The 24,733-nt window shown below is 67.6% G+C and carries 21 protein-coding genes and 1 tRNA gene; 9 read left to right on the top strand and 13 right to left on the bottom strand.

All coding sequences use genetic code 11. The annotated features are described in order from the left end of the window. Positions 1-22: 22 nt before the first annotated feature. Both MT490_RS10870 and MT490_RS10865 read left to right on the top strand, forming a co-directional pair. Positions 23-2,425, top strand: coding sequence for a glycoside hydrolase family 31 protein (locus MT490_RS10870; protein ID WP_297387169.1), 2,403 nt, complete (start codon positions 23-25; stop codon positions 2,423-2,425). A 334-nt stretch (positions 2,426-2,759) separates the two neighbouring features. Next, positions 2,760-3,368 (top strand): zinc-dependent alcohol dehydrogenase family protein, encoded by a 609-nt coding sequence (locus MT490_RS10865; RefSeq protein ID WP_297387167.1) that lies wholly within the window; start codon positions 2,760-2,762, stop codon positions 3,366-3,368. 41 nt (positions 3,369-3,409) lie between these two features. Here MT490_RS10865 and MT490_RS10860 read toward each other — a convergent pair whose 3' ends face one another. Further along, complete coding sequence (locus MT490_RS10860; protein WP_297387164.1) at positions 3,410-4,300, bottom strand: LysR family transcriptional regulator; 891 nt, start codon at positions 4,298-4,300, stop codon at positions 3,410-3,412. Between the two features lie 181 nt (positions 4,301-4,481). Between MT490_RS10860 and MT490_RS10855 the strand changes: the two genes are divergently transcribed. Genes MT490_RS10855 through MT490_RS10840 form a run of 3 tightly spaced genes read left to right on the top strand, consistent with a single transcriptional unit; the run spans position 4,482 to position 6,909 of the window. After that, complete coding sequence (locus MT490_RS10855; RefSeq protein ID WP_363321743.1) at positions 4,482-5,591, top strand: aldo/keto reductase; 1,110 nt, start codon at positions 4,482-4,484, stop codon at positions 5,589-5,591. Continuing rightward, the gene (locus tag MT490_RS20350) at positions 5,588-6,412 is read left to right on the top strand and encodes a carboxymuconolactone decarboxylase family protein (RefSeq protein WP_363321742.1); all 825 of its coding nucleotides are present in this window, start codon (positions 5,588-5,590) and stop codon (positions 6,410-6,412) included. The genes MT490_RS10855 and MT490_RS20350 overlap by 4 nt, the downstream gene beginning before the upstream one ends. Before the next feature lie 20 nt (positions 6,413-6,432). Beyond that, entirely contained in the window at positions 6,433-6,909 is a 477-nt protein-coding gene (locus tag MT490_RS10840; RefSeq protein WP_297387161.1) for a heme-binding protein, read from the top strand. A 62-nt stretch (positions 6,910-6,971) separates the two neighbouring features. Here the strand turns inward: MT490_RS10840 and MT490_RS10835 are convergent, their stop codons facing one another. Further along, entirely contained in the window at positions 6,972-7,589 is a 618-nt protein-coding gene (locus MT490_RS10835; protein ID WP_297387160.1) for a TetR/AcrR family transcriptional regulator, read from the bottom strand. 113 nt (positions 7,590-7,702) lie between these two features. Between MT490_RS10835 and MT490_RS10830 the strand changes: the two genes are divergently transcribed. Genes MT490_RS10830 through MT490_RS10820 form a run of 3 tightly spaced genes read left to right on the top strand, consistent with a single transcriptional unit; the run spans position 7,703 to position 13,439 of the window. Continuing rightward, the gene (locus MT490_RS10830) at positions 7,703-8,845 is read left to right on the top strand and encodes an efflux RND transporter periplasmic adaptor subunit (RefSeq protein WP_297387157.1); all 1,143 of its coding nucleotides are present in this window, start codon (positions 7,703-7,705) and stop codon (positions 8,843-8,845) included. Positions 8,846-8,851: 6 nt separating this feature from the next. After that, entirely contained in the window at positions 8,852-12,022 is a 3,171-nt protein-coding gene (locus MT490_RS10825) for an efflux RND transporter permease subunit (RefSeq protein WP_297387154.1), read from the top strand. Positions 12,023-12,026: 4 nt separating this feature from the next. Continuing rightward, entirely contained in the window at positions 12,027-13,439 is a 1,413-nt protein-coding gene (locus tag MT490_RS10820; RefSeq protein WP_297387152.1) for an efflux transporter outer membrane subunit, read from the top strand. An 82-nt stretch (positions 13,440-13,521) separates the two neighbouring features. Here the strand turns inward: MT490_RS10820 and MT490_RS10815 are convergent. The 6 genes from MT490_RS10815 to lnt all read right to left on the bottom strand — a co-directional run bounded on the left by MT490_RS10815 (position 13,522) and on the right by lnt (position 19,182). Further along, positions 13,522-13,597, bottom strand: a tRNA-Lys gene (locus MT490_RS10815). A gap of 86 nt (positions 13,598-13,683) precedes the next feature. Then, positions 13,684-14,364, bottom strand: a complete 681-nt coding sequence (locus MT490_RS10810) for a tRNA (guanine(46)-N(7))-methyltransferase TrmB (protein WP_297387150.1) — start codon at positions 14,362-14,364, stop codon at positions 13,684-13,686. Between the two features lie 25 nt (positions 14,365-14,389). Continuing rightward, on the bottom strand, positions 14,390-15,235 hold the full coding sequence (locus MT490_RS10805) for an EAL domain-containing protein (protein WP_297387147.1): 846 nt from the start codon (positions 15,233-15,235) through the stop codon (positions 14,390-14,392). 197 nt (positions 15,236-15,432) lie between these two features. Further along, positions 15,433-16,194 (bottom strand): EAL domain-containing protein, encoded by a 762-nt coding sequence (locus MT490_RS10800; RefSeq protein ID WP_297387144.1) that lies wholly within the window; start codon positions 16,192-16,194, stop codon positions 15,433-15,435. Between the two features lie 143 nt (positions 16,195-16,337). After that, positions 16,338-17,549: a methionine adenosyltransferase gene (gene metK, locus MT490_RS10795; RefSeq protein WP_297387141.1), complete on the bottom strand. Its 1,212-nt coding sequence runs from the start codon at positions 17,547-17,549 to the stop codon at positions 16,338-16,340. Positions 17,550-17,622: 73 nt separating this feature from the next. Further along, on the bottom strand, positions 17,623-19,182 hold the full coding sequence (lnt, locus tag MT490_RS10790) for an apolipoprotein N-acyltransferase (RefSeq protein ID WP_297387138.1): 1,560 nt from the start codon (positions 19,180-19,182) through the stop codon (positions 17,623-17,625). 240 nt (positions 19,183-19,422) lie between these two features. On the opposite strand from lnt, the gene MT490_RS10785 reads away from it, so the two are divergent. Then, entirely contained in the window at positions 19,423-19,725 is a 303-nt protein-coding gene (locus MT490_RS10785) for a polyhydroxyalkanoic acid system family protein (protein ID WP_297387135.1), read from the top strand. Positions 19,726-19,811: 86 nt separating this feature from the next. Here MT490_RS10785 and MT490_RS10780 read toward each other — a convergent pair whose 3' ends face one another. The 5 genes from MT490_RS10780 to MT490_RS10760 form a co-directional block, all read right to left on the bottom strand. Further along, complete coding sequence (locus tag MT490_RS10780) at positions 19,812-21,194, bottom strand: sorbosone dehydrogenase family protein (protein WP_297387132.1); 1,383 nt, start codon at positions 21,192-21,194, stop codon at positions 19,812-19,814. 3 nt (positions 21,195-21,197) lie between these two features. After that, a complete protein-coding gene (locus MT490_RS10775; RefSeq protein ID WP_297387130.1) occupies positions 21,198-22,121 on the bottom strand; it encodes a hemolysin family protein in 924 nt (307 codons plus the stop codon). Between the two features lie 8 nt (positions 22,122-22,129). Further along, the gene (ybeY, locus tag MT490_RS10770; RefSeq protein ID WP_297387127.1) at positions 22,130-22,639 is read right to left on the bottom strand and encodes an rRNA maturation RNase YbeY; all 510 of its coding nucleotides are present in this window, start codon (positions 22,637-22,639) and stop codon (positions 22,130-22,132) included. Positions 22,640-22,801: 162 nt separating this feature from the next. Beyond that, positions 22,802-23,809, bottom strand: a complete 1,008-nt coding sequence (locus MT490_RS10765) for a PhoH family protein (RefSeq protein ID WP_297387125.1) — start codon at positions 23,807-23,809, stop codon at positions 22,802-22,804. 249 nt (positions 23,810-24,058) lie between these two features. After that, a partial coding sequence (locus MT490_RS10760) for a radical SAM protein (protein WP_297387122.1) occupies positions 24,059-24,733 on the bottom strand: 675 nt, incomplete at its 5' end.

Here is a 24,733-nt window from a genome sequence, read left to right as displayed (position 1 = left end):
TTTATTTCAGGTGGGGGATCGAATGGCTGGACGGACGATGGCGTTCTGGATGGCGCGGCTTGCGGGAGGTGCTGCTCTGGTTCTGGGCGTCGCGCCGGCATGGGCCCAGTCGCCCTGGCAGCCGCCGGCTGCCGGTCAAAGCGCTTCGGCCGACCTCCTTGCCCGCGACGAAGCGGGCGTGCGCTTCCGGGTCAAGGAAGGCGTGCTGAGGATTGTCTTCTGGGGCGATCGCATCGTGCGCGTCACGGTGCAAAAGACGGACGCGTTTCCCGAATCGGCAGGGCTCGCAGTGGTCGGCACGCCCGCAAGAGTCGCCTGGACAATGGCCGAGGAAGCGGATCGCTACATTCTCTCCACGCCGGCAATGCGGCTTGCGTTCGACAGAAGGACAGGCGCGGTGGCGCTGCTCGGCGCCGATGGGAAGCCGCTGGTCTCCGAGGTCGGCGGCGCCGGCCGCAAGCTCGGCGACGTTTCCGATCCCGACGGGGCCGTCCAACTCTCTTTCGCAATCGGTGGAGACGAGGCGATCCACGGCCTCGGCCAGCACCAGGCCGGACGGCTCGACTATCGCGGCACGACGGTACGGCTGCAACAGGCGAACACCGACGTGGGCGTTCCTGTGCTCGTCTCGACGGCGGGCTACGGCATCTTCTGGAACAATCCGGCGGTGACCGACGTCGATGTCGCCACGCCGCAGGCAGTGAACCGGATCGTGTTCCGCTCGCAGGCCGGAACCGGAACGGACTATTTCCTCTTCGGCGGACCCGATGTCGACGAGGTGATCGGCGCGTATCGGCAACTCACCGGCCCGGCGCCCCTGATGGCGCGCTGGACCTGGGGGCTGTGGCAGTCGAAGGAACGCTATCAGTCGCAAGCCGAACTGCTCGGCGTCGCCGCGGAATATCGGCGGCTCGGCATTCCGCTCGATGCGGTGGTCCAGGATTGGCAATATTGGAAGCCGGGCGAATGGGGCGGCCACCGGATGGACCCGGCGCGCTTCCCGGATCCCAAGGGCATGCTGGATGCGCTCCATCGGCAGAACGTCCACAGCATCGTTTCCATCTGGCCGCGTTTCGACAAGGAGTTGGATACGACCCAGGCGCTGGACGCCATTGGCGGCCTTTACTCGGAAACCTATCCCAACGTGTATCCCGCGGGCGAAGGCCGCTGGTACGACGCCTTCTCCGCGCCGGCCCGCCGGCTCTACTGGCGATACGTGTCCGAACGGCTTGGGACGCTGGGCTTCGACGGCTATTGGCTGGACGGCAGCGAGGCCGAGCTTGGCGGCCGCTGGGGCGAGATGCGGAACGTGGCGACGGCGATCGGCTCGGGAGCGACCGTCTACAATGCCTATCCGCTGATGCACACCACGGCGGTGCATGACGGGATGGTGAAGGACTACCCCTCCAAGCGGCCGTTCATCCTGACGCGCTCGGCCTGGGCAGGGCAGCAACGCAACGCCGCCATCACCTGGTCGGGCGACGTCGCCGGACGATGGGATGTCTTCCGCGCCCAGGTGCCGGCGGCGGTCAACTTCTCGATGAGCGGCATTCCCTATTGGTCGGCGGACATCGGCGGCTTCTTCGGCGGAAGCCCGACCGACCCCGCCTATCAGGAGCTGTTCACCCGCTGGCTCCAGTTCGCCGTGTTCAATCCCATGTTCCGAATCCACGGGACCGGCGCCGGCAAGGAAGTCTACAGCTTCCCCGAAGCGGCCCGCGGGCCCCTGATCGACGCAGTGAAGCTGCGGTATCGGTTGCTTCCGTTCTTCTACGCCCAGTCGTGGCAGGTCGCCGACAAGGGCGCATCCTTCCTCTATCCGCTCGGCACGGTCTTCCCCGGAGATTCGCAGGCGCGCGACTTGCCCGATCAATATCTGTTCGGCCGTTCGGTCCTGGTCAGTCCGGTGGTGCAGAAAGGTGCGGAGCGCCGGGACGTGTACCTGCCCGCGGGGAAGGACTGGTACGACTTCTGGACGGGCGAGCGTCACGCAGGCGGGAAGCGCATCCTGGTCGAGGCGCCGATCGGGCGGATGCCGCTGCACGTCGCTGCGGGAGCGATCCTGCCGCTGGGCGAACCCGTGCAATATGCCGATCAGTCGCCGGGGCTCCCGATCGAGCTCCGCATCTACCGCGGCGCGGACGGCAGCTTCACGCTGTATGACGACGCCGGCGACGGTCAAGGCTGGCGACGCGGCGAACGCGCGGCGATCGAGCTGAGACTGGATGACAAGGCAGGCAGGCTGACCATCGGCCAGCGGCAGGGAGCTTACCCCGGCATGCCGAAGACACGCCTATTTCGGGTGGTCGAGGTGTCGCCAGGCACCGGCGTGGGCGTGGCGCAAACGGTCGGGCATGAGGTTCGATACGACGGCAGCGCTGTCGAGGTCCGTCTGGCTGGTGGAAACAACTCGCAACGTCCGTAGTGGTGGCAGCGGCAGCTAGGCACCCATTGTTTGCCCTCCCATGGCGCCCAGGATGCCTTGAACCTGCCGTTCGCGCAGACTGCAGTCGCTCGTCAGGCGAAGGGGACAGCGTTTAGGAGCTGCTGGGTTCTCACGAAAATGGCTGGGAAGCGAACATTGCGATGAGCCGGGGTTCCGGCGCTGTTCGGGAGGCTAGCCAAGCTTGCGCAGGTGCGATGCGAACGCTTCTACGAACGCCCTGACCCTGCGTGGAATATAGCGGTTTGACGGGTAGATGACGTGAACGCATTGCGCCTCGTAACGCCATTCCGGCAGTACGCGCTCCAGGGCTTGGATGAAGTACATCACGGCATGGGGAGCTCTGATCGATCAGGCCAAGCTCACCGCCGGGGACTTCGTGATCGTGACCGCCGCGTCCAGCAGCGTCGGCATCGCTTCCTTCCAGGTCGCACATTCCGTCGACGCGAAGGTGATCGCGACGACCCGCACCGCCGCAAAGCGCCAGGCGCTGCTAGATGCCGGCGCCGATTACGTCATTGCCACCGCCGAAGAGGATCTGGTGGCGCAGGTCATGGAAATAACCCGTGGCAAGGGTGCGCGCGTCGTATTCGATTCCATCGGCGGCCCTGCCGTCGAGCAGCTGGCGAATGCGATGGCGAAGCGCGGCATCCTGCTGGAATATGGCGCGCTCAGCCCGGACACCGGTCCGTTCCCGCAATTCGCGGTGCTTGCCAAAAGTCTGACCCTGAAAGGCTATCTCTACAATGAGATCATTGATGACGACGCGACGCTTGATCGCGCGAAAGCCTTCATCTCCCATGGACTGGAGTCCGGCAGGCTTGATCCACTGATCTCGCGGACGTTCCCATTCGACCAGATCCAGGAAGCGACGAGGTTCCTGGAGTCGAATGAGCAGCTCGGGAAGATCGTCGTCACGCTCTGATCCAACGACGTCCGCAATGGGGCGATGCCAAGGGTCGCCACTCAATCTCGATACCGCACTGCCTCAAGGAACAGGCTGAACGCCTGTGACGGTTGCCGGCGGCTCGGATAATAGAGGTAATAGCCGTCGAAGGGCTCGCACCACTCCTCGAGAACGCGCACCAAACTGCCATCGGCGATCAACGGAGCGGCTCGGTCCTCGACCAGATGCGCCAGGCCGTGCCCGTTGACGGCTGCGGCCACGATCAGGTTGGCGTCGTTCAGAACGAACTGGCCTTCGACCTTGACGTTCACTTCGCGGCCGTCCCTCTCATATTCCCAGGCGTAGACGCTGCCGCTCACCATGCGGAGGTTGATGCACTGGTGCGCGGCGAGTTCGTGCGGGCTCGCAGGCTGGCCATGCCGGGCAAAGTAAGCGGGAGCGCCGACAGTGGCCATCCGCAACCTGGGCCCGATGCGCACGGCGATCATGTCCTGCTCCAGCCGCTCGCCGAGACGAACGCCCGCATCGAAGCGTTCCGCGACGATGTCGGTGAAGCCGGCCTCGATATTGAGTTCGACATGAATGTCCGGATGCTCCGCAGTCAGACGATCGACCACCGGCCAGAGGAGCGTGCGCGCTGCGTGCTCGGGCGTCGTGATCCGGATCGTCCCCGCAGGCCGCTCACGCAGGTCCGTCAAAGCCGCGATCCTGTCGTCGATCTCGCGCAATGCCGGCCGCAAGGTCTCGATCAGCCGCTCTCCCGCTTCGGTCGGCGCGACGCTTCGCGTCGTCCGGGTGAGGAGGCGTAGCCCCAGCTTCGCCTCCAACCGTCGCATGGCGTGACTGAGCGCCGATTGCGAAATGCTGAGCTTTGCGGCGGCCCGGGTGAAGCTCCGCTCCTCCGCGATCGAGAGAAACATGGCTAGGCTTCCGAGGTCTTCACGCCGCATGATCGCTCCAGCTTTTCGCGTTTCATGACGCCTTGTCATAGGCCCAAGAGATTTACCCTGCCTAATCGCATGAGCGGCAACGGGCTAACTAGAACGCGAGAGGCGCTCGGGCGCGTCGCAAGCGAAAGGCCTGAAAATCATGACCGAGGACCGAAACCTTCCTGTGAAAAGACGAGGGATATTGGCCGCGGCCGGCGCGCTCGCGGCTTCCCCCCTGCTGGCGGCACCCTCCGCGCAGGCTGGTCAGGCACGGGGCTCCGCGACGACCCGTGTCGAGGGACGGCGTCGGCTCGGCAAGCTGGAGGTGTCCAGCATCGGCCTCGGCGTCCAGAACAACAGCCGCAAATACACCACCGAGACACCGTTTCGGCCCGAGCAGGTCGACCTCATCCGCGCCGCCTTCGACAATGGCGTGACCTTCTTCGACTGCGCCGAGGCCTATGGCCTGCACGAATGCGAGCGCATCCTCGGCGAGGCGATCCAGCCGTTCCGCAACCAGGTGGTGATCACCTCCAAGTTCGGCTGGAACATCGACCAGGATACCGGCGAGCGGCGGCCAGGGCTCAACAGCCGTCCGGACCACATCAAACGGGTCGTGGACGGCATGCTGAAGCGTTTGCGCACCGATCGCATCGACCTGCTCTACCAGCATCGGGTCGATCCCGAGGTGCCCATCGAGGATGTCGCCAGCGCGGTCCAGGATCTGATGCAGCAGGGAAAGGTCCGGCACTGGGGTTTGTCCGAGATGGGGTTGAACACGCTCCGCCGGGCGCATGCGGCACTGCCCGTCACTGCCGTCCAGAACGAATATTCGATGCTGTGGCGCGGGCCGGAACGCGAAGTGCTCCCACTCTGCGAGGAACTCGGCATCGGCTTCGTACCGTGGAGCCCGCTGGGCGTGCAGTTCCTCACCGGCTGGATCGATGCCAACACGCGGTTCGCGGCGGGGGACATTCGTGCTGTCGAGGGCCGGTTCGCACCCGAGAACCTGCCCCACAACCTGCAGCTCGTGGCGCTTGTGAAGCAATGGGCGGAACGGAAACGGGCTGCCCCGGCGCAAATCGCGCTGGCGTGGCTGATGGCGCAGAAGCCATGGATCGTCCCCATTCCGGGTACGACCAACGCAGCCCATATGCGCCAGAACGTCGGCGCGACATCGGTCCGCTTCACAAAGGGCGAACTGGCCGAACTCGATACGGCTGTGCGCTCGATCGAAATCCGGGGCCAGCGTTTGCCCGATGCCGTGCTGGTCCACTCGGGCCGCGAGGCGCCGCCGGCGGTGCGTCGATGAGGGGACTCGCGATCGGCGCGCTCGCCGCCACGGGCTTCGCCATGCCCGCCGCCGCCCAGGAACAGCCTCTGCGGGTCGCGCCCGAGGACATGCGCTGGGTCGCGCCCGCGCTTGCCGGCTATACCGACGAAATACTGTTCGGCGAGGTGTGGCGGCGACGCGACCTCGGCCCGCGCGACCGGAGCATGGCTACGCTATCGGCGCTCATCGCGGGCGGAAACACCGCGCAACTCACCGGCCACCTCAACCGCGCGCTCGACAATGGCGTGAAGCCCGCGGAGATCGGCGCCCTGATTACGCACCTCGCATTCTATGCGGGATGGCCGAACGCCGTCTCCGCGCTCGGGGAGGCGCGGCAAGTGTTGGAGGCGCGCGGGATAACCGCCGCCGAGATGCAGGTGCCGACCGCTTCGGCGACCGGTCGCTCGGGCATCGTCCGAAAGGGGGCGGGCCTCGTCGCGCGCGGTCCGTCCACCAACTTCATCGGCACCGTGCACGTGTCGGCGCGGTTCGACGGTTCCGGAGACACGGATATTGGCGGCGCGACCGTGCGATTCGAGGCGGGCGCGCGGAGCGCCTGGCACCGCCATGCGATGGGGCAGACGCTCGTCGTGACCGAGGGCTGCGGCTGGACCCAAAGCGAGGGCGGCCCGGTCGAGCGGGTTTGCGCCGGGGATGTCGTCACGGTCGCCCCCGGTGAGAAGCATTGGCACGGCGCCACGGTCAATTCAGCGATGACCCATATCGCCTTGTCCGGCGGCAATGCAGTCGAGTGGCTCGAGCACGTGACCGATGCCGAATATGCGCGCGGTCCCCGCTGAGCCGAGGACTGGAGGTTCGAATGAAGAAACGGATCGCTCTGGTCTGCGCCCTCCTGGCCACCAGCCCCGCCGCCACGCAGACGCCGACCACGCAACCAAGCGGTTACGGGTCGCCTATCGCGGTGAACGAAGCACTGGCACTCATCCGTCGAGGCATGGAGAAAAGCGCGGCGAAAGGCCTGAAGATGGCTTTCGCGGTCGTCGAACCCTCCGGCGAGCTCGTTGCCTTCGCCAGGATGGATGACGTGCCCTACGCCTCGATCCGGCTGGCCCAGCAGAAAGCCCGCACCTCCGCGCGTCTGCGGATCGCTACCGCGGCAATGGAGGAGCGGGTGCAGGGCGGGCGGACGGTACTCTTGTCGTCCGACGAAGTGATCGCAATTGGCGGTGGCGTGCCGATCATCGTCAACGGTCGAGTGGTCGGCGCCTTGGGCGTGTCGGGTGGCACCGCCGTCGAAGATGCGGAAATCGCCGCATCAACGGTCGCTTCGCCCTAGTCTCTCCATTTCCCGCGCAGCGCCGCGCATTTCTCGATCGTCGGGCAGGCGCCCGACAGCGATCATCGCATGTCGTCGTCGATGTAGCGACTGATCATCGTGTTGATGATTCTGCCGAGCCCGGCAACATCCAGTTCGGGCCGGATGATGCGCCGCATCTCCATCCCGAAGCCCATCGCCAGGATCGCCTCGACCAGCAGCGCCCGTCCGGGCGCGCGCTCGGGAGCCGGGGCCAGCGCCGCGAGCGCGGAATCGAGGCTGCCGCGTACGCGCTCGTCGATGCTGCGGTTGAGCTCGGCGATACGCTCGTTGCGCCATGCCTCGGCTACGATCTCTGCCAGCATCGATCCGTCACCAGGCGAATCGCTCGACGCGCCGAACCGGTCGATCCACTGGCGGACGGCGACGAGGTCGTTGGCGGCCACCGCGGCACTCAGCAGGTCCTCGCGCAGCCAGTCGGTGACGTCCGCCTCGCAGATCGCCGCGATGATCTCCTCCTTGCTGGCGAAATCGCGGTAGATCTGGCCGACCTTGATCCCCGAGGCAGTGGCGATCTGCGCCATGCCGGTGCGGTGGAAACCGTTTTCGACGAACAAGTCGCGGGCGGTGTCGAGCAGGTGTTGCCGGCGCTCCCCGGCGCGGTTGGCGCGTGCCGACATGCCCGTGTCCGAAGTCTCCACGTCTTAACCTTCTTCCCAAAAAATCTGCTTGCCAAGCCAAACCCGATCGTCTTTAGGCGCCTATAAGTGTGAGTGAACGATCACTCACATATCATATTTGCGCGGAAAGCCCCATGAAAAATACCGCCTCGGCAATTGCCCTCGCACTGCTCCTTACCGGCTGCGGCGCCGGCGAACAGCAGCAGCCGGCGGCCGGACCGCCCGAAGTCGGCGTCGTCGCCGTCAAGCTTCAGCCGGTCACGCTGAGCAGCGAGCTGCCGGGCCGGACCAATGCTTATGAGACGTCCGACGTGCGCCCGCAGGTCAACGGGCTGATCACTGCGCGACTGTTCGAGGAAGGCGCGATGGTCCGGGCGGGCCAGCCGCTCTACCGGATCGACCCGGCGCCCTATCAGGCGCAGGTGGCGAGCGCCCGCGCGGCGCTGACCCGGGCGCGCTCGGCGATCGCCGCGTCGCAGGCGCTCGCGCGGCGCTATGGCGAGCTGGTCAAGATCAACGCGATTTCGCGCCAGGAATATGAGAACGCCGTCGCTTCCGCGCAGCAGGCACAGGCCGACGTCGCCGCGCAGACCGCGGCGCTGCGCTCGGCCGAGATCGACCTCGGACGCACCACGATCCGCGCGCCGATCGGCGGGCGCATCGGCCGTTCGACCTTCACCACCGGCGCGCTGGTCACCGCGGCGCAGGCGAGCCCGCTCACCACGATCCAGCGTATCGACCAGATCTATGTCGACATCCAGCAGTCGAGCACCGACCTGCTCAAGCTGCGCCAGCAGATCATGGCCGGCGACCTCGCCGGCGGCGGCGCTGCGCGCGTGCAACTCAAGCTCGAGGACGGCACGACGTATCCGGTCGAGGGGACGATGAAGTTCGCCGACGTGACCGTCGACGCCGCCACCGGCAGCCAGACGATCCGCGCGCTGTTCGCCAATCCGCGCGGGCTGCTGCTCCCGGGCATGTTCGTCCGCGCCGAGCTGGTCGAGGGTACGCGCAGCAATGCGATGCTGGTGCCGCAGCGCGGGGTCACGCGCGACGAGCGCGGCCAGCCGGTGGCGCTGGTGGTCGGCCAGGACGGCAAGCTCGAACCGCGCATCCTCACCGCGCCGCGCACCGTCGGCACCAATTGGCTCGTCACCGGCGGGCTCAAGCCCGGCGACCGCGTCGTCGTCGAGGGCGCGCAGAACCTCCAGCCCGGCACCCCGGTCAAGGCCGTGCCCTTCAGCAACAAGCCCGCCCAGCAGGCGGAAGCGAAGTAGGCCCGCATGGCACGCTATTTCATCGACCGGCCCATCTTCGCATGGGTCATCGCGATCATCCTGATGCTCGCCGGCCTGCTCGCGATCCGCAGCCTGCCGATCGCGCAGTTCCCCGAGATCGCGCCGCCCAGCGTGACGGTCAGCGCCAATTATCCCGGCGCCGACGCCGAGACGCTCGAGCGCACGACAACGCAGATCATCGAGCAGCAGCTGCGCGGGATCGACAATCTGCGCTATTTCTCGTCCTCGTCTTCCTCGGCGGGAACGGTCTCGATCACGCTGACCTTCGAACAGGGCACCGATCCGGACATCGCCCAGGTGCAGGTGCAGAACAAGCTGCAGGCAGCGACTTCGCTGCTGCCGCAGGAAGTCCAGCGCCAGGGCGTGCAGGTGGCCAAGTCGGCCGCCAGCTTCCTGGTGATCGTCGGCCTCTATTCCGAAGACGGCTCACACAATGCGAACGACCTGTCGGACATGGTGGTTTCGCGCCTCCAGGACCCGGTCAGCCGCGTCAACGGCGTCGGCGAGCTGATGATCTTCGGCGGCCAGTACGCGATGCGCCTCTGGCTCGATCCGGTGAAGTTGCAGAGCTACGGCCTCGCCATTTCGGACGTGACCGCCGCGGTGCAGGCGCAGAACGCGCAGGTATCGGCCGGACAGATCGGCGCGCTCCCGGCCTCGAAGGAGCAGGAGCTCAACGCCACCGTCTCGGTCCAGTCGCGGCTGCAGACCGCCGAGGAGTTCGGCAACATCCGTCTGAAGACCGCCGCCAGCGGCGCGATCGTGCGGCTGCGCGACGTCGCCCGGGTCGAGTTGGGTGCCGAGAATTACGGCTTCGATGTCAAGTATAACGGCCATCCCGCCTCGGGCTTCGGCGTGCGGCTCGCCGCCGGGCAGAACGCACTGGCGACCGTCGACGCGGTCAAGGCGCGCGTAGCGGAGATCGCCAAGACCTTCCCGGCCGACGTGAAGGTCATCTACCCCTATGACTCCACGCCGTTCGTGCGGCTGTCGGTCAAGCAGGTCATCTCCACGCTGATCGAAGCGGTGGTGCTCGTATTCTTCGTCATCTTCCTGTTCCTGCAGAACTGGCGCGCGACTCTGATCCCGACGATCGCGGTGCCCGTGGTGCTGCTCGGCACCTTCGCGGTGATGGCGGTCGCCGGCTATTCGATCAACACGCTCACCCTGTTCGGCATGGTGCTGGCGATCGGCCTGCTCGTCGACGACGCGATTGTCGTCGTGGAGAATGTCGAGCGCCTGATCCAGACCGAGGGTCTGAGCCCGAAGGAAGCCGCCCGGAAATCGATGGACGAGATCAGCGGCGCGCTGATCGGCATCGGCCTGGTGCTCTCGGCGGTGTTCCTGCCGATGGCGTTCTTCGGCGGCTCGACGGGCGTGATCTATCGCCAGTTCTCGATCACGATCGTCTCGGCGATGGTCCTGTCGGTGCTCGTCGCCCTGATCCTGACGCCGGCCTTGTGCGCCACGATCCTGCGGCCGCACGATCCGGGCAAGCACGAAGGCACCGGACCGCTGGCGCGCTTCTTCCGTTGGTTCAACGACCGCTTCGATCGCGGCACCCAAAAGTACGAAGGCGGCGTCACGCGCGTCTCGCGCAGCTGGAAGCGTTCGGCTCTGGTCTATCTGCTGATCGCCGGCGTGATGGCGATCGTGTTCGTCCGGCTGCCCGCGGGTTTCCTGCCCGAGGAAGACCAGGGTTCGCTGATCGCGCTGACCCAGGGACCGGCCGGTGCGACGCTGCCGCGCACCGAAAAGGCGCTGGCGGTGGTCCGGGACCATTTCCTCACCGCCGAGAAGGACAGCGTCGAGGGGGTCTTCACCGTCAGCGGCTTCTCGTTCGCGGGGCAGGGGCAGAATGCCGGCCTCGCCTTCGTCGCCTTGAAGCCGTGGGACGAGCGCAAGGGCGCCGAGCATAAGGCGCAGGCGATCGCGGCACGCGCGATGGGGCCGTTCTCGCAGTACAAGGACGCGATGATCTTCGCGCTGGTGCCGCCGGCGGTGCAGGAACTCGGCAACGCCACCGGCTTCGACCTGTGGCTCGTCGACAGCGCCAATATGGGCAATGCCAAGCTGCTCCAGGCGCGCAATATGATGCTCGGGCTGGCGATGCAGGACAAGCGCGTCGCGCAGGTCAGGCCGGTGAGCCTCGACGACGCGCCGCAGCTCAAGGTCGATATCGACCAGGACAAGGCCGCCGCGCTCGGGCTCGACATCGCGACGATCAACGATGCGATCTCGAGCGCGTGGGGCAGCGCCTATGTCAACGATTTCATCGATCGCGGCCGCGTGAAGCGCGTCTATCTCCAGGCGGACGAGCCCTATCGCCGCTCGCCCGAGGATCTCGCCAACTTCTATGTCCGCGGTGCCAACGGCGCGATGGCACCCTTCTCGGCCTTCGCCACGATCCGCTGGGTCACGGCGCCGGTGCAGCTCACACGCTACAACGGCCAGTCGGCGATGCAGCTCCAGGGCGGTGCAGCGCCGGGCGTGAGCACCGGCGACGCGATGGCGGCAATGGCGGAGATCCATGCCAAGCTGCCGCCCGGCACGGCGCTCGAATGGACGGGCCTCTCCTATGAGGAGCGGCTGTCCGGCGGCCAGGCGCCCGCGCTCTATGCGCTGTCGCTGCTGATCGTGTTCCTGTGCCTCGCAGCTTTGTACGAAAGCTGGTCGGTGCCGATCTCGGTGCTGCTGGTGGTGCCGCTGGGCGTGCTCGGCGCGGTGCTCGCTGCGCGGTTCACCGGGCTCAACAACGACATCTACCTGCAGGTGGGCCTGATCACCACGATCGGCGTCTCGGCCAAGAACGCGATCCTGATCGTCGAGTTCGCCGAGGAACGCGTCCGCGCCGGCATGAACGCGTTCGACGCGGCGATCGAAGCCGCCAGGCTGCGCCTGCGGCCGATCCTGATGACCAGCCTGGCGTTCATCTTCGGCGTGCTGCCACTGGCGATCTCGACCGGCGCGGGCGCCGGCGGCCAGAACGCGATCGGCCGCGCCGTGGTGGGCGGGATGCTCTCCGCGACGGTCCTGGCGATCTTTTTCGTGCCGATGTTCTTCGTGGTCGTGAGCCGGCTGTTCGGCCATGGCCGCGAGGACAAGCCGGCGCTCTCCGACATCACCCATGGCGCCGTGGCGCCGCAGGGAGCCTGATCCGATGAAAATGCCTCTCCTCGCGCTGCTGGCGGGCGCCTCGCTGCTCGCCGGCTGCAACCTCGCGCCGGAGCATGTCCGCCCCGAAGGCGCGATCCCCGCCGCGCTGCCCCAGGGAGGCGTCTATCCGCCCGCCGCCACCGATGCGCCCGACGTGTCGACGATCGGCTGGCGCGATTTCTTCGTCGATCCCAAGCTGCGCGACACCATCGCGCTCGGCCTGGAGAATAACCGCGATCTGCGCATCGCCGCCGCCAACGTCCTCCAGGCGCGCGCCCAATACCGCGTCCAGCGCGCCGACCAACTGCCAACCGTCCGGATAGGGGCCTCGGCGACGGTGGCCAACGCCGCCGGCGCGACGGCGTCGGGGGGGACCGCGGGTGGCGACACCGTGGAGACCTATTCGGCCAATGTCGGCGTTTCGGCGTTCGAGCTCGACCTGTTCGGCCGCGTGCGCAACCTCAGCCGCGCCGCGCTCGAGCAGTATTTCGCCACTGAGGAGGCACAGCGCGCCGCGCGGATCAGCCTGATCGCCGAGATCGCCTCGGCCTGGCTGACGCTCGCGTCGGACCAGGACCAGCTCGCAATCGCCCGCGACACGCTGGAGAGCTATCGCCAGTCGCTCGAGCTCACTCGGGCGCAATTCCGCATCGGCACCAGCTCCGAACTCGCCGTGCGTCAGGCCGACACGCTCTATCAGGGCGCGCGCAACGACATCGCGTCGCTCCAGACCCAGATCGCGCGTGACCAGAATGCGCTCCAGCTGCTCGTCGGCGCTCCGCTCGCGCCAGCATTGCTGCCGCAGGGGCTGGGCGAGGAGGTACATACCCTTTCGGACCTCCCCGCGAACCTCAGCTCGGCGGTGCTGCTGCGTCGCCCGGACGTACTCCAGGCCGAGCACCAGCTGATCGCACAGAATGCCAATATCGGCGCCGCACGCGCGGCGATGTTCCCGACGATCTCGCTCACCGCCTCGCTCGGCACGATCAGTACTGCGCTTTCCGGCCTGTTCGGCAGCGGCAGCGAGAGCTGGTCGGCAGGCCCGAGCGCGAGCCTGCCGATCTTCGACTTCGGGCGGCGCAAGGGCAATGTCCATTATGCCGAGGCGAGCCAGAAGGCGGCGATCGCGACCTATGAGCGGACGCTGCAGACCGCGTTTCGCGAAGTCGCGGACGCGCTGGCGCTGCGCGGCACGATCGGCGAGCAACTGGCAGCGCAGAATGCGCGCGCCGAATCCGCTCAGATCGCGGCGCGCATTTCCGACACCCGTTTCCGCACCGGGGTAGACTCGTTCCTGACCAGCCTCGACGCGCAACGCACGGCCTATGCCGCACGGCAGCAGCTGGTCACTGCCCGGCTCACGCACGCAGCCAACCTCGTCGAGCTCTATCGGGCGCTCGGAGGCGGACTGACCTGAAAGCCCAAGCCTGTGTCGCGCCTAGGCACTAGCTGCACCCACTGAGTGGCAATGCCAACTTGTGTCAGTGCACAAGAGAGGTTGGTGGGTCCGCCGGGATTCGAACCCGGGACCTCTCGATTAAAAGTCGCTTGCTCTACCGACTGAGCTACGGACCCACGCTGCCGCCACCTAGGCGCGGGTATCGCGGCGGTCAACCGGAGGATGGAACCCTTCCGCCGCAGTGGAGCTCGGCCTATGAGGCTCAGACCCGCACGTAGCGGAAATACCAGACCTCGTGTCCCTGCCGCCGCGCCTTGCGCTCGTAGCGCGTCTCGGGCCAGTCGGCGGGGCGGGTGAGGAAATCGGCGGCGCTGCGTGCTTGCCACACGAAGTCGCGGCGCTGGTTCATCACCATCATCGACCAGCGGCAATAGGTCGGATCGTCGGTGCCGAGGCGGAACTCGCAGCCGGGCTTCAACTTGGCCGCGATCAGGTCGAGCGGGCCGTTATTGACCATGCGGCGCTTGGCGTGGCGCGCCTTGGGCCAGGGATCGGGATGGAGCAGATAGAGCCGGTCGAGGCTGGCGTCGGGCAGGCGTTCGAGCACTTCGAGCGCGTCGCCCATGTGGAGGCGGACATTGTCGAGCTTGTCGTCGCGGATATGGTTGAGCGCGCCGACCACGCCGTTGAGGAAGGGCTCGCAACCGATGAAGCCGTGTCCGGGCCGCATCGCGGCCTGGCCGGCGAGATGCTCGCCGCCGCCGAAGCCGATCTCGAACTCGAGCGGGCGATCCTTGCCGAACAAAGTGGCGGCGTCGAGCGGCCCGCTTTCGGGGACGCTCACGCGGGGCAGCATCTCCTCGACGAGCGCGGCCTGGCCCTGACGGAGCTTGTGTCCCTTGGCGCGGCCATAGAGGCGGCGGATGGTGATCGGATCGGCCATGCCGCCTGTTAGCGTCGCCGCGGCGCTACGCAACCTGTGCGACGAAGGCGATGTCGGAAGCGCGCGTGGAGCGCAGCGGGAAGGCGGGGCGATTGCGATGCGCCAGCCGGCGATGCGTGGGCTGCGCGACGGTGCTGCGCGGCTCGCGGCGAAGGCCGGGCTGGGGCAGGGCCGCGGTCTCGATCTGGAAGTGGCGCACGCCCATCGCGTGGAGCACGTCATGCTCGCCGCGCCGTTCGACGCCGCGCGCGATCACGGTGACGCCCATGTTGCGGGCGAGGCGCATCACGCCCTCGGCCATCAGCCGGCGCGAGGTGCTGGCGTCGATGCCCCGGACCAGCGACGCGTCGAGCTTGACGAAACGCGGGGTGAAGCGGGCGAGCAGCTTGAGCGCGATCGGCCCCGCGGCGAAACCGTCGAGTGTCACCGAGAGGCCGCGCCGGGTGCAGGCCTCGGCGAGCGCCGCGGCGGATTCCAAGTCGCCGCGCTCGTCGGCGTTGATCTCGACCACCAGCCGGTCGGTGGCGACGCCGTTCGCCAGCGCGGCGCGGAACAGATGCGAGAGGAGCGGCTCGGCGAGCCCGGCGGCGGCGCCGAGCGGGAGGGCGATCAGCGCCTCGGTGCGGTGGATGCCCATCGCGGCGGCCTGCTCCAGCGCCAGCGTGATGCGGCGCGCCTCGAGCGCCGGGCGCTGCTCGGGCAGCAGCGAGGCCGAGAGCGCCGCGAAGCTGCGTCCGTTGCCGCCGGTGGCGACGGCCTGCCAAGCGAACGGACGGTCGGTGCCCTTGGCGATCATCGGGTGGAAGGCGATGGCGAGGTCGAGGCGCGGATCGGCGCGGTTGAGCGCGGCAGCGGACGTGGTGGCGGTCATACGGCTCCCCTTTCGAAGCCTGAAATATTGGTTAACGCGACCGCCGCCCATTCCGTGCGTCGCCGCGTTGGATTCTCACCAATAGGGATTCTCCGGGGTTCCGCTCGCCACGGCGCGGAGTCGCGCCGCGGAGCCCAAGGCGGTGCGCGGGTCGTTACGGTACGAGAAGGAAGCGGCCGGCGCGCTCGCGCCGATCGTCAGGCGGCGGCTCGGCGCGGCGTCGGGGTCGGCAGCGCGCGAATCGCGGGGCTGGCGATCTCTTCGCCCTGGACGAGGTGGATGCCGAAGCCGCGGAGTCGCTGGAGCACGGGCTCGCTGTCGACTCCCGTGGCGATCACCTTGAGGCCGAGGCTGCGGATGCGCGGCGTGAGATCCTCGAGGACCAGCCGGCGCGACCAGCTGCTGGCGATCGCGCTGACGAGCTCCGATTCGAGCTTCACCAGCTCGGGAAGGTAGCGGCCGCACAAGGCCAGCCCGGCATGACCGGGGCCGAGCCCGACGAACGCAGTGAGCGGCCCCGCTTTGCGGTGCACTTCGATGATCTCGGCGAGATCGCGGCCGGGTAGCTGCTGATAGCCTTCGAGCGCGAAGATCAGCCGCTCGGCGATAAGCCCGGTCTGGCGGGCGACGCGCAGGATCGGCTCGAGATGCTCGGCGGGCGAACCGATCGTCTCGGCCTGGACGGGGAGCAGCAGGCGGGCGCCGCTGGTGCCCAGTCCCGCCGCCATCGACCAGCGGATCGCCGCGGCGGCGCAGCGCTGGCCGAACGTGGCGCGCGCTTCGGGTTCGAGCGACTGGTGAAGTTGCGCGGCGGTCTCGCCGTGCGGGCCGCGCACGATCGCTTCATAAGCGTAGACGCGGTTGCCGGAGGTGTCGGCGATCGGCTGGAAGGCGATAGTGATGCGCGATTCGGACACAGGCTTGCGTTTCAATTCCGATGCCACTGCTTGCGAATCCACCGTCCCGCTCCTTTACACGCTATCTAGTGAAGAAGTGCAGTTACCCGAGCGTTAACGACGGTTCCGTAAAATTGCGGAGCCGCGCCGCAACGAGAAAGGCCGGGGAATCGCTTCCCCGGCCTTCATGATCGTTCGCGGTCGGATCAGGCCAGGGCGGCCTTCAGATCCTCGACGAGGTCGGTCTTCTCCCAGGGGAAGAAGTCGCCCTCTGCCTTGCGGCCGAAATGACCGTAAGCAGCGGTCTTCTCGTAGATCGGCTTGTTGAGGCCGAGATGCGTGCGGATGCCGCGCGGGGTCAGCCCGCCCAGCTTCGCGATGCCCTGGATCGCCGTCTCGATCCTGTCGTCGCCGACGGTGCCGGTGCCGTGGGTGTCGACATAGAGCGACAGCGGCCTGGACACGCCGATGGCGTAGGCAAGCTGGATCGTCACGCGCTGGGCGAGGCCGGCGGCGACGATGTTCTTGGCGAGATAGCGGGTGATGTACGCCGCCGAGCGATCGACCTTGGTGGGGTCTTTGCCCGAGAAGGCGCCGCCGCCGTGCGGCGCCGCGCCGCCATAGGTGTCGACGATGATCTTGCGGCCGGTGACGCCTGCATCGCCGTCGGGCCCGCCGATCTCGAAGCTGCCGGTCGGGTTGATGTGGTAGACGGTCTCGTCCGAAAGCAGCTCGGCCGGGAGAATGTCGGCGACGACCTTCTTCACATAAGCGTGGAGCTCGGCTTCCTTGTCGCCCTCGTCATAGCCCTTGCCGTGCTGGGTCGAGACGACGATCGCGGTGGCCGCGACGGGCTTGCTGCCCTCGTAGCGCAACGTCACCTGGCTCTTGGCGTCGGGCTCGAGGAACGCGGCCGCGCCCGAATGGCGATCGGCAGCCATGCGCTCGAGGATCTTGTGGCTGTAATAGAGCGTCGCCGGCATCAGATCGGGCGTATCGTCGGCCGCATAGCCGAACATGATGCCCTGATCGCCCGCGCCCTCGTCCTTGTTGCCCGAGGCGTCGACGCCCTGCGCGATGTGCGCGGACTGCGGGTGGAGGTTGTTCTCGAAGCGCAGCGTCTCCCAGTGGAAACCCGACTGCTCATAGCCGATGCGCTTGACGGTGTTGCGGACGGTCGCCTCGACCTCTTCCTGCACGCCCGGCGCCCAGTTGCCGGCTTCGTCCATGATCCCCTTGCCGCGGATCTCGCCGGCGAGGACCACGAGTTGGGTGGTGGTGAGCGTCTCGCACGCGATTCGTGCTTCGGGATCCTTCGAGAGGAACAGGTCGACGATGGCGTCGGAGATCTGGTCGGCGACCTTGTCGGGATGGCCTTCCGAAACCGATTCGGACGTGAAGAGATAGCTGGAACGCATGATTTTCCTCGATCGTGGGAAGGAGAGCCGGGCCGTTGCCATGCCCATATAAAGCTTTCCTTATATGCTGCCCCTAGCGGGCGCGGCGCCGGAACGCAATCGCGAACAAATACAGGGCGCCGGCGACGAGGAAGGCGAGCCAATTGCCCAAGCGCGCGAACGGGGTCGGCGGGAGCGGACGGGGCAGGGCCAGCTCGATCGCGCCTTCCTGCCCATGCGGGATCGATTCGAGCAGGCGGCCCTCAGCGTCGATCACCGCGGAGATGCCGGTGGGCGTCGAGCGCAGGATCGGCAGGCCCTCCTCGATCGCGCGCAGCCGCGCCTGCGCCAGATGCTGCGGCGGTCCCCATTTTCCGAACCATGCGTCGTTCGACGGATTGAACAGAAAATCGGGCCGGTTGCCGCGATCGACCACCTGCCCCGAGAAGATGATCTCGTAGCAGATCTGGATCCCCGCCTTGCCGAAGCCGGGAAGTTCGATCGCGCGCGGGCCGGGGCCGGGAACGAAGTCGACTTCACCCATCACCAGCCGGGCGAGCCCGAGCGGGGCGAGCAAAGTCCGCATCGGCAGATATTCGCCATAGGGGACGAGATGCGCCTTGTCGTAGCGTTGGCCGAGCGTGCCGGCCGAATCGAGCGACCACACCGAATTGCCCGCGCCGTTGACCCTGGCGTCCGGCCCGAAGAAGAGCGCGGTCCCGCCGATCAGTGCCATGTCCTTCGGGCCGAGCTTCGCGGCGATGCGGGTGCGCACCCAGACGGGATCGGCGCGGCCATAGAAGCGCGGATCGGCATAGCCGTCCTCGACATAGTAATTGACCGTGCCTTCGGGCCAGACGAGCAGCCGGGGCGCCGCGCCGGGGCGGCCGCTCCATTCGAGCAGCTTGACCAGGACGCGCTCGGGATAATCGGGCTCGCCCACGCCTTCCTGCCCGATATTGGGCTGGACCACGCGGACGCGGGGCGCGGTGGGATCGGGCGTGGTGGGGGTGGGGGCGAGGCCGCCCCGCAGCAATGCCAGCGCCAGCAGCAGGGGCGCGCCGATCAGCAGCGGGCGATAGTGGCGCCGGGCGGCGAGCAGCAGCAGGCCGGCGACGAGCACGGTGATCCCGGACAGCGCATAGGTGCCGATCCACGCGGCGAACTGGGCGATCGGCGTGGGCAGCCAGATCACCCCGAGCGGGTTCCACGGATAGCCGGTGAACAGCACGCCGCGCAGATATTCGGTGACGATCCACGAAGCCGCGGCGGCGAACACGAAGGCGAGATCGGGCCCGGTGCCCCCGTCGCGCCGCTTTAGGGCGTGGCTGAGGCGCCAGGCCAATCCCATCGCGAATGCGGGATAGATCGCCAGGTACAGGGCCAGCAGGACGACGGCGAAATAGCCGAGCACCGGGGGCATCTTGTCCTGGAAGTCGAAGGCGTGCTGGATCCAGTTGTTGCCGACGGTGAAGTGCCCCACGCCGAACACCCAGCCGCGCAGCAGCACCGCCTTGCGCGTCGGCGCGGACCAGGTGAGCCACAACAGGATCGCGAAGGCGAGCAACGTGACCGGCCACAGGCCGAGCGGCGCGAAACCGGTGGCGGAGACGAGGCCGGCGATCAGGGCGGTGAGCAAGGGGCGGGAGAGCATCGACTGTCGCTTAGCCGATCCTCCCCCGGAGGGGGAGGGGGACCAAGCGAAGCTTGGTGGAGGGGTAGTTGCCGCAGGCGGTGTTGCTCGTGGAGAGTACCCCTCCACCGCTTCGCGGTCCCCCTCCCCCTCCGGGGGAGGATCTGGTAGCGACGCCCACATGACTCCACTTCGCGATCCTTCGGGCGACGCGCCCGAATTCAAGGCGTCTGGTGATGATGCAATGTTGTTCGCGCGCTGATGGCTGATCCGGTCGTCGTCGATATCCCGCACAAATTGGGACGCGATGTCGCCCGCGCGCGGATCGCGGGCGGAATGAGCAAGATCGCCGAGATCGTGCCCGGCGGCGGGCATGTCGAGCAACGCTGGGACGGGGACACGCTCCATTTCACCGTCAGCGCGATGGGCCAGACGGTCGCGAGCCGGCTGCAGGTGTTCGACACCCATGTCCATGCCGAGGTCCACCTGCCGCCGATGCTCGCTCTGTTCGCCTCGAAGGTCCGCGAGAAGCTGGTGGAGAAGGGGACGAAGCTGCTCAAATGAACGTCATCCCGGCGAACGCCGGGATCTCAGGCGGCAAGCGAGCGGTTCGTGGCACGAGGTCCCGGCGTTCGCCGGGATGACGGGGCCTATTTCGCGCTCACCCGCCAGATCTTGTTCCCCACATCGTCCGCCACCAGCAGCGCGCCGGTCGCGTCGGTGATCACGCCGACCGGGCGGCCGCGCGTCGTCTTGCCGTCGGAGGCGAGGAAGCCGGTGAGCACGTCGACGGGCTTGGCGTCCTTTGCCGGGAAGCCGTTGTCGCCGAAGGGGATATAGACGACCTTGTAGCCCGACTTGGGCTCGCGGTTCCAGGATCCGTGCAGGCCGACGAACGCGCCGGTGGTGAAGGCGTCGCCCAGCTTCGCGTCGCTCGCAAAGGCCAGGCCGAGCGGAGCCACGTGCGCGCCGAGCGCGAAATCGGGGCGCTTCGAATATTCGCGCAGGTCCGGGCGCTCGGGCGTCACGCGCTTGTCGACATAGCCGCCCCAGTAATTCCACGGCCAGCCGTAGAAGGCGCCGAAATCGACCTGGGTCAGATAATCGGGCGGCATGTCCGATCCCAGCATGTCGCGCTCGTTGACCACGGTCCACAGCGCGCCGGTCCTGGGCTCGAACGCCATGCCGTTGGGATTGCGCAGGCCCCAGGCATAGACGCGCAGCTTCTTCGTGTCGGGGAAGACCTGCACGATCATCGCTCGGCCCGGCTTGGTCGAGGCGCGCGCCATCTCGGCGGCGGTCTGCGCCGTATAGGCCGGTCCTTCGATCTCGAGGCCGTTCTCGGCGATGTTCGAGGCGGAGCCCACGCTCACGAAAAGGGTCTTGCCGTCGGGCGCGGCGATCACGTTGCGCGCCCAGTGATTGCCGCCGCCGGGCAGGTCGACGATCTTCTCAGGCTTGGCGGTGATCTTCGTCTGGCCCGGCGTGAAGGGGAAGCGGACCAATGCGTCGGTGTTGGCGATGTAGAGCCAGTTGCCGACCAAGGCCATGCCGGTGGGCGAGTTGAGCCCGGTGAGCAAAGCCGATCGCTGGTCGGCGACGCCGTCGCCATTGCTGTCGCGAAGCAGGGTGATGCGGTTGGGCGAGGGGACGTCGGCGCCGGCTTGGCCCATCAGCAGCCCCATCACCCAGCCCGTGATCCCGCCGCCTTCGCGCGGCGGCGAATTGGTTTCGGCGACCAGCACGTCGCCATTTGGCAAGCGATAGAGCCAGCGCGGATGCTCGAGCCCGTCGGCGAAGGCGGCGACCTGGAGCCCGGCGGCCGGAATCGGCTTGGCGCCGTCCGCCCAGCCCACCGGCTTGGCGATGCCGACCGTGGGGAAGCTCTCGGTGCGCGTCTCGGTCAGCTGCGGCGTCCGGCCGGTGACCGCCTGCTCGCTGAGGCGCGCCTTGTCGGGCTGGCTGATCCAGAACCAGCCGCCGATCGCCAGCGCGACCAGCAAAGCGAGGACGATGAGGATGCGCTTGAGCATGATCTATTCCTCGGTCTCGGCGCGCTTCTTGGGCGGATGCAGGCGGAGCCGCGTGACCTTGCGGCTGTCGGCCGCGACCACTTCGAGCTTCCAGCCGCTGGGGTGCGTCAGGCACTCGCCGGGCTCGGGCACGTGGCCGGCGAGCACGAAGGCGAGGCCGCCCAGCGTGTCGACATCCTCGTCGACTTCGCCCAGCCGCGGGTCGATCGTCTCGGCGACATCCTCGAGCTCGGCGCGGGCATCGGCATCCCAGCCGCCGCCGTCGATCGGCACGAGCAACGCGGTCGGCGCCTCGTCATGCTCGTCCTCGATCTCGCCGACGATCTCCTCGATCAGGTCCTCGATCGTGATCAGCCCCTCGGTGCCCGAATATTCGTCGAGCACCACGGCGAGGTGGGTGCGGCTCGAGCGCATCTGCGCGAGCAGGTCGAGCGCGCCCATCGACTGGGGCACGTAGAGCGGCTGGCGGATCAGCCCCGCGATGCTCTCGGGCTCGGGGGCGCCGGTGGCGAGGATCGCGAACACGTCCTTGATATGGACCATGCCGATGATCGTATCGAGCTCGTCGCGATAGACCGGCAGGCGGCTGTGCCCCGCCTCGGCGAAGAGCTGGACCAGGCCGGCGAAGCTGGTCGCCTCCTCGACCGCGACGATGTCCGCGCGCGGCACGCCCATGTCGCCGGCGTCGCGCTCGCCGAAATGGAGCAGGTTCTTGAGCATCTGGCGCTCGATCGGCGCGAGGTCGCCGGCGGGCGCCTTGCCGCCTTCCTCCTCATGCTCGTCGATCGCTTCCTCGATGCGGTCGCGCAGCGTCTCTTCCTGCTCGTCGCCGAACAGCAAGTTGCGGATTCCCCGCCATATGCCGCCGCTTTCCTGGGTGGACTCGTGGGTGCCGGTACTGTGTCCGGTACTGGGGCCCTCGGGCATGTTCGTGTTCAGTCCTCGCGTACGGGATACGGATCGTGCAGGTCGAGAGCGGCGAGCGCGGCGCGCTCCATCTCTTCCATCGCCTCGGCCTCGGCCTCGTCCATATGGTCATAGCCTAGCAGATGCAGCACGCCGTGGACAATCAGGTGGCTCGCATGATCCGCCACGCCGATGCCGCGCTCCTCGGCCTCGGCCACGCAGATGCCGTGCGCGAGGATGATGTCGCCCAGGATCACCTCGCCGTCGTCGCTGTTCTGCGTCACCGTCTCGAGCAGGTCGGGCTGGACCATCGGGAAGGACAGCACGTTGGTCGGCTTGTCCTTCTGGCGATATTGGTGGTTGAGCATGCGGACCTCGTCGTCGCTCGCCAGCCGGACGGCGATCTCGATCACGGTCGGCCAGTCGAGCCACTCGCCGAACGGCGTCTCCGCGATCGCGGCCTCGGCGGCGCGCGCGGCAAGCGCCTCCCAGTCGCCGGGGGGCCAGGGGGATTCGCGCAGGGCGGCTACGTCAAGCATACGCCGCTCCCCTCCCTGCAAGGGAGGGGTTGGGGGTGGGTGCGAGCGACAGCGAGCCCTTTCGGCGGGATCGACAAGAAGCGACAGCCGGGCATCGAGCCCGGCAGCCGCTGGACCCACCCCTTGATCCCCTCCCTTGCAGGGAGGGGAGAATGGTAACGGCTAAGCATCGGGCCCCTCATAGGCCTGGACGATGCGTCCGACGATCGGGTGGCGCACCACGTCGGCGGCGGTGAACCAGGAGAAGGCGATGCCCTCCACGCCTTCTAGCCGGTTGATCGCGTCGTTCAGTCCCGAGGCCGGGGGGCCGCCGGGCAGGTCGACCTGCTTGGGGTCGCCGCAGATCACCATCCGGCTGTTGGCGCCGAAGCGGGTGAGGAACATCTTCATCTGGGCGGGCGTGGTGTTCTGCGCCTCGTCGAGGATCACGAACGCGTCGGCCAGCGTGCGACCGCGCATGAAGGCGATCGGCGCGATCTCGATCTCGCCCGACGCGATCCGCCGCTCGACCTGTTCGGCGGGGAGGCAGTCGTACAGCGCGTCGTAGATCGGGCGGAGATAGGGATCGACCTTCTCCTTCATGTCGCCCGGCAGGAAGCCCAGCCGCTCGCCCGCCTCGACCGCGGGGCGCGAGAGGATCAGCCGCTGGACGCTGCCGGTGATCAGTTGCGCCACCGCCTGTGCCACCGCGAGATAGGTCTTGCCGGTGCCCGCGGGTCCAAGTGCGAAGATCATGTCGTTCGAGACGAGTTCGCGCATGTAGTGCGTCTGCGCGACCGAGCGCGGCACGATCGTCTTCTTGCGCGTGCGGATCATGATCGGCGGCGGCGGGCCGCTCCCGGGCACCTCGGCGCTGACGATGCCGGTGAACATCGGCTCGCTCGACATCGCGATCACCGCGTCGATCAGCCCGGTGTCGATGTCCTCGCCGCGGATGACGCGCGACTGGAGCTCCTGGAGCACCTCGCGGGCATGCGCGACCGACTCGGCCGAGCCCTCGATGACGACGCGCTGGCCGCGGGCGTGGATATAGACGCCCAGCCGCTCCTCGAGCGCGAGGATGTTCGAATCATATTCGCCGAAGAGCTGCGGCAGCAGCTGGGGCTTGTCGAACGTGACTTCCACCCGCGAGCGTTCACCGGACTGGGCGGGGACGGGCTTACGGCTCATGCGGTCCTTTCAGGGCAGGGCAAAGTTGCGGGAGTCGCGGTCCATTCGTCAACTTTGGAACGCGGGGAATGCGAGGCCTCGATAGGCCTAACCGGAAGCGGAGCGGGTGGTTCCGTGCGCATGAGTCGCAGCGAGGATGGCAGAGCGAATCCTACAAAGACAGCGCCAAATTGCGGGTGCTCGATCAAGCGCGAACGGTGTGCGATAGTTGCCACAGGCGAACGCCCGCCCGCCACGGCCGCGACCGAGTCAGGCCGCCGCGCGCACGCGCTCGACGCCGGTGAGCGAATTCGCATAGCCCGCGCGAATCTCGACCTGGATCATGTCGCCGATCGCGGCGCCGGTCTCGAGATAGACCGACTGGAGCCAGGGCGACTTGCCGAGCATCTGGCCGGGAAGCTTGCCGCGGCGCTCGACCAGCACGTGGCAGGTCTTGCCGATCGTCGCGCGGTTGAACGCCTCCTGATCGCGGTTGAGATGCGCCTGGAGGCGCTGGAGCCGCTCGTCCATGGCTTGTGCCGAGATGAAACCGTCGATCATCTCGGCCGCCGGAGTGCCCGGCCGCGGGCTGTATTTGAAGCTGAAGCACTGGGCATAGCCGACCGCGTCGACCAGGCTCAGCGTCTCCTCGAACTCGGCGTCGGTCTCGCCGGGGAAGCCGACGATGAAGTCGCCCGACAGCGCGATGTCGGGCCGCGCGGCGCGGACGCGGTCGAGGATGCGAAGGTACGAGTCGCGGCTGTGGCTGCGGTTCATCGCCTTGAGCACGCGGTCGCTGCCCGACTGCACCGGCAGATGGAGGAAGGGCATCAATTTCTCCACCTCGGCATGCGCGCGGATCAGCCCTTCGCGCATGTCGTTGGGGTGGCTGGTGGTGTAGCGGATGCGGTGCAGCCCCTCGATCCGGTCGAGCGCGTGGATCAG

The organism is Sphingomonas sp. (assembly GCF_026460985.1).
GTDB lineage: Bacteria > Pseudomonadota > Alphaproteobacteria > Sphingomonadales > Sphingomonadaceae > Sphingomonas.
Note: the sequence above shows the minus strand (reverse complement) of the source record. Positions and strands in the feature narration are given on the sequence as shown.

Excerpts from the sequence above, each read along its gene's own strand:
- MT490_RS10870 (WP_297387169.1), top strand. The coding sequence starts at position 23 with ATGGCTGGACGGACGATGGCGTTCTGGATGGCGCGGCTTGCGGGAGGT.
- MT490_RS10865 (WP_297387167.1), top strand. The coding sequence starts at position 2,760 with ATGAAGTACATCACGGCATGGGGAGCTCTGATCGATCAGGCCAAGCTC.
- MT490_RS10860 (WP_297387164.1), bottom strand. The coding sequence starts at position 4,300 with ATGCGGCGTGAAGACCTCGGAAGCCTAGCCATGTTTCTCTCGATCGCG.
- MT490_RS20350 (WP_363321742.1), top strand. The coding sequence starts at position 5,588 with ATGAGGGGACTCGCGATCGGCGCGCTCGCCGCCACGGGCTTCGCCATG.
- MT490_RS10840 (WP_297387161.1), top strand. The coding sequence starts at position 6,433 with ATGAAGAAACGGATCGCTCTGGTCTGCGCCCTCCTGGCCACCAGCCCC.
- MT490_RS10830 (WP_297387157.1), top strand. The coding sequence starts at position 7,703 with ATGAAAAATACCGCCTCGGCAATTGCCCTCGCACTGCTCCTTACCGGC.
- MT490_RS10825 (WP_297387154.1), top strand. The coding sequence starts at position 8,852 with ATGGCACGCTATTTCATCGACCGGCCCATCTTCGCATGGGTCATCGCG.
- MT490_RS10820 (WP_297387152.1), top strand. The coding sequence starts at position 12,027 with ATGAAAATGCCTCTCCTCGCGCTGCTGGCGGGCGCCTCGCTGCTCGCC.
- MT490_RS10810 (WP_297387150.1), bottom strand. The coding sequence starts at position 14,364 with ATGGCCGATCCGATCACCATCCGCCGCCTCTATGGCCGCGCCAAGGGA.
- MT490_RS10805 (WP_297387147.1), bottom strand. The coding sequence starts at position 15,235 with ATGACCGCCACCACGTCCGCTGCCGCGCTCAACCGCGCCGATCCGCGC.
- metK (WP_297387141.1), bottom strand. The coding sequence starts at position 17,549 with ATGCGTTCCAGCTATCTCTTCACGTCCGAATCGGTTTCGGAAGGCCAT.
- lnt (WP_297387138.1), bottom strand. The coding sequence starts at position 19,182 with ATGCTCTCCCGCCCCTTGCTCACCGCCCTGATCGCCGGCCTCGTCTCC.
- MT490_RS10785 (WP_297387135.1), top strand. The coding sequence starts at position 19,423 with ATGGCTGATCCGGTCGTCGTCGATATCCCGCACAAATTGGGACGCGAT.
- MT490_RS10780 (WP_297387132.1), bottom strand. The coding sequence starts at position 21,194 with ATGCTCAAGCGCATCCTCATCGTCCTCGCTTTGCTGGTCGCGCTGGCG.
- MT490_RS10775 (WP_297387130.1), bottom strand. The coding sequence starts at position 22,121 with ATGCCCGAGGGCCCCAGTACCGGACACAGTACCGGCACCCACGAGTCC.
- ybeY (WP_297387127.1), bottom strand. The coding sequence starts at position 22,639 with ATGCTTGACGTAGCCGCCCTGCGCGAATCCCCCTGGCCCCCCGGCGAC.
- MT490_RS10765 (WP_297387125.1), bottom strand. The coding sequence starts at position 23,809 with ATGAGCCGTAAGCCCGTCCCCGCCCAGTCCGGTGAACGCTCGCGGGTG.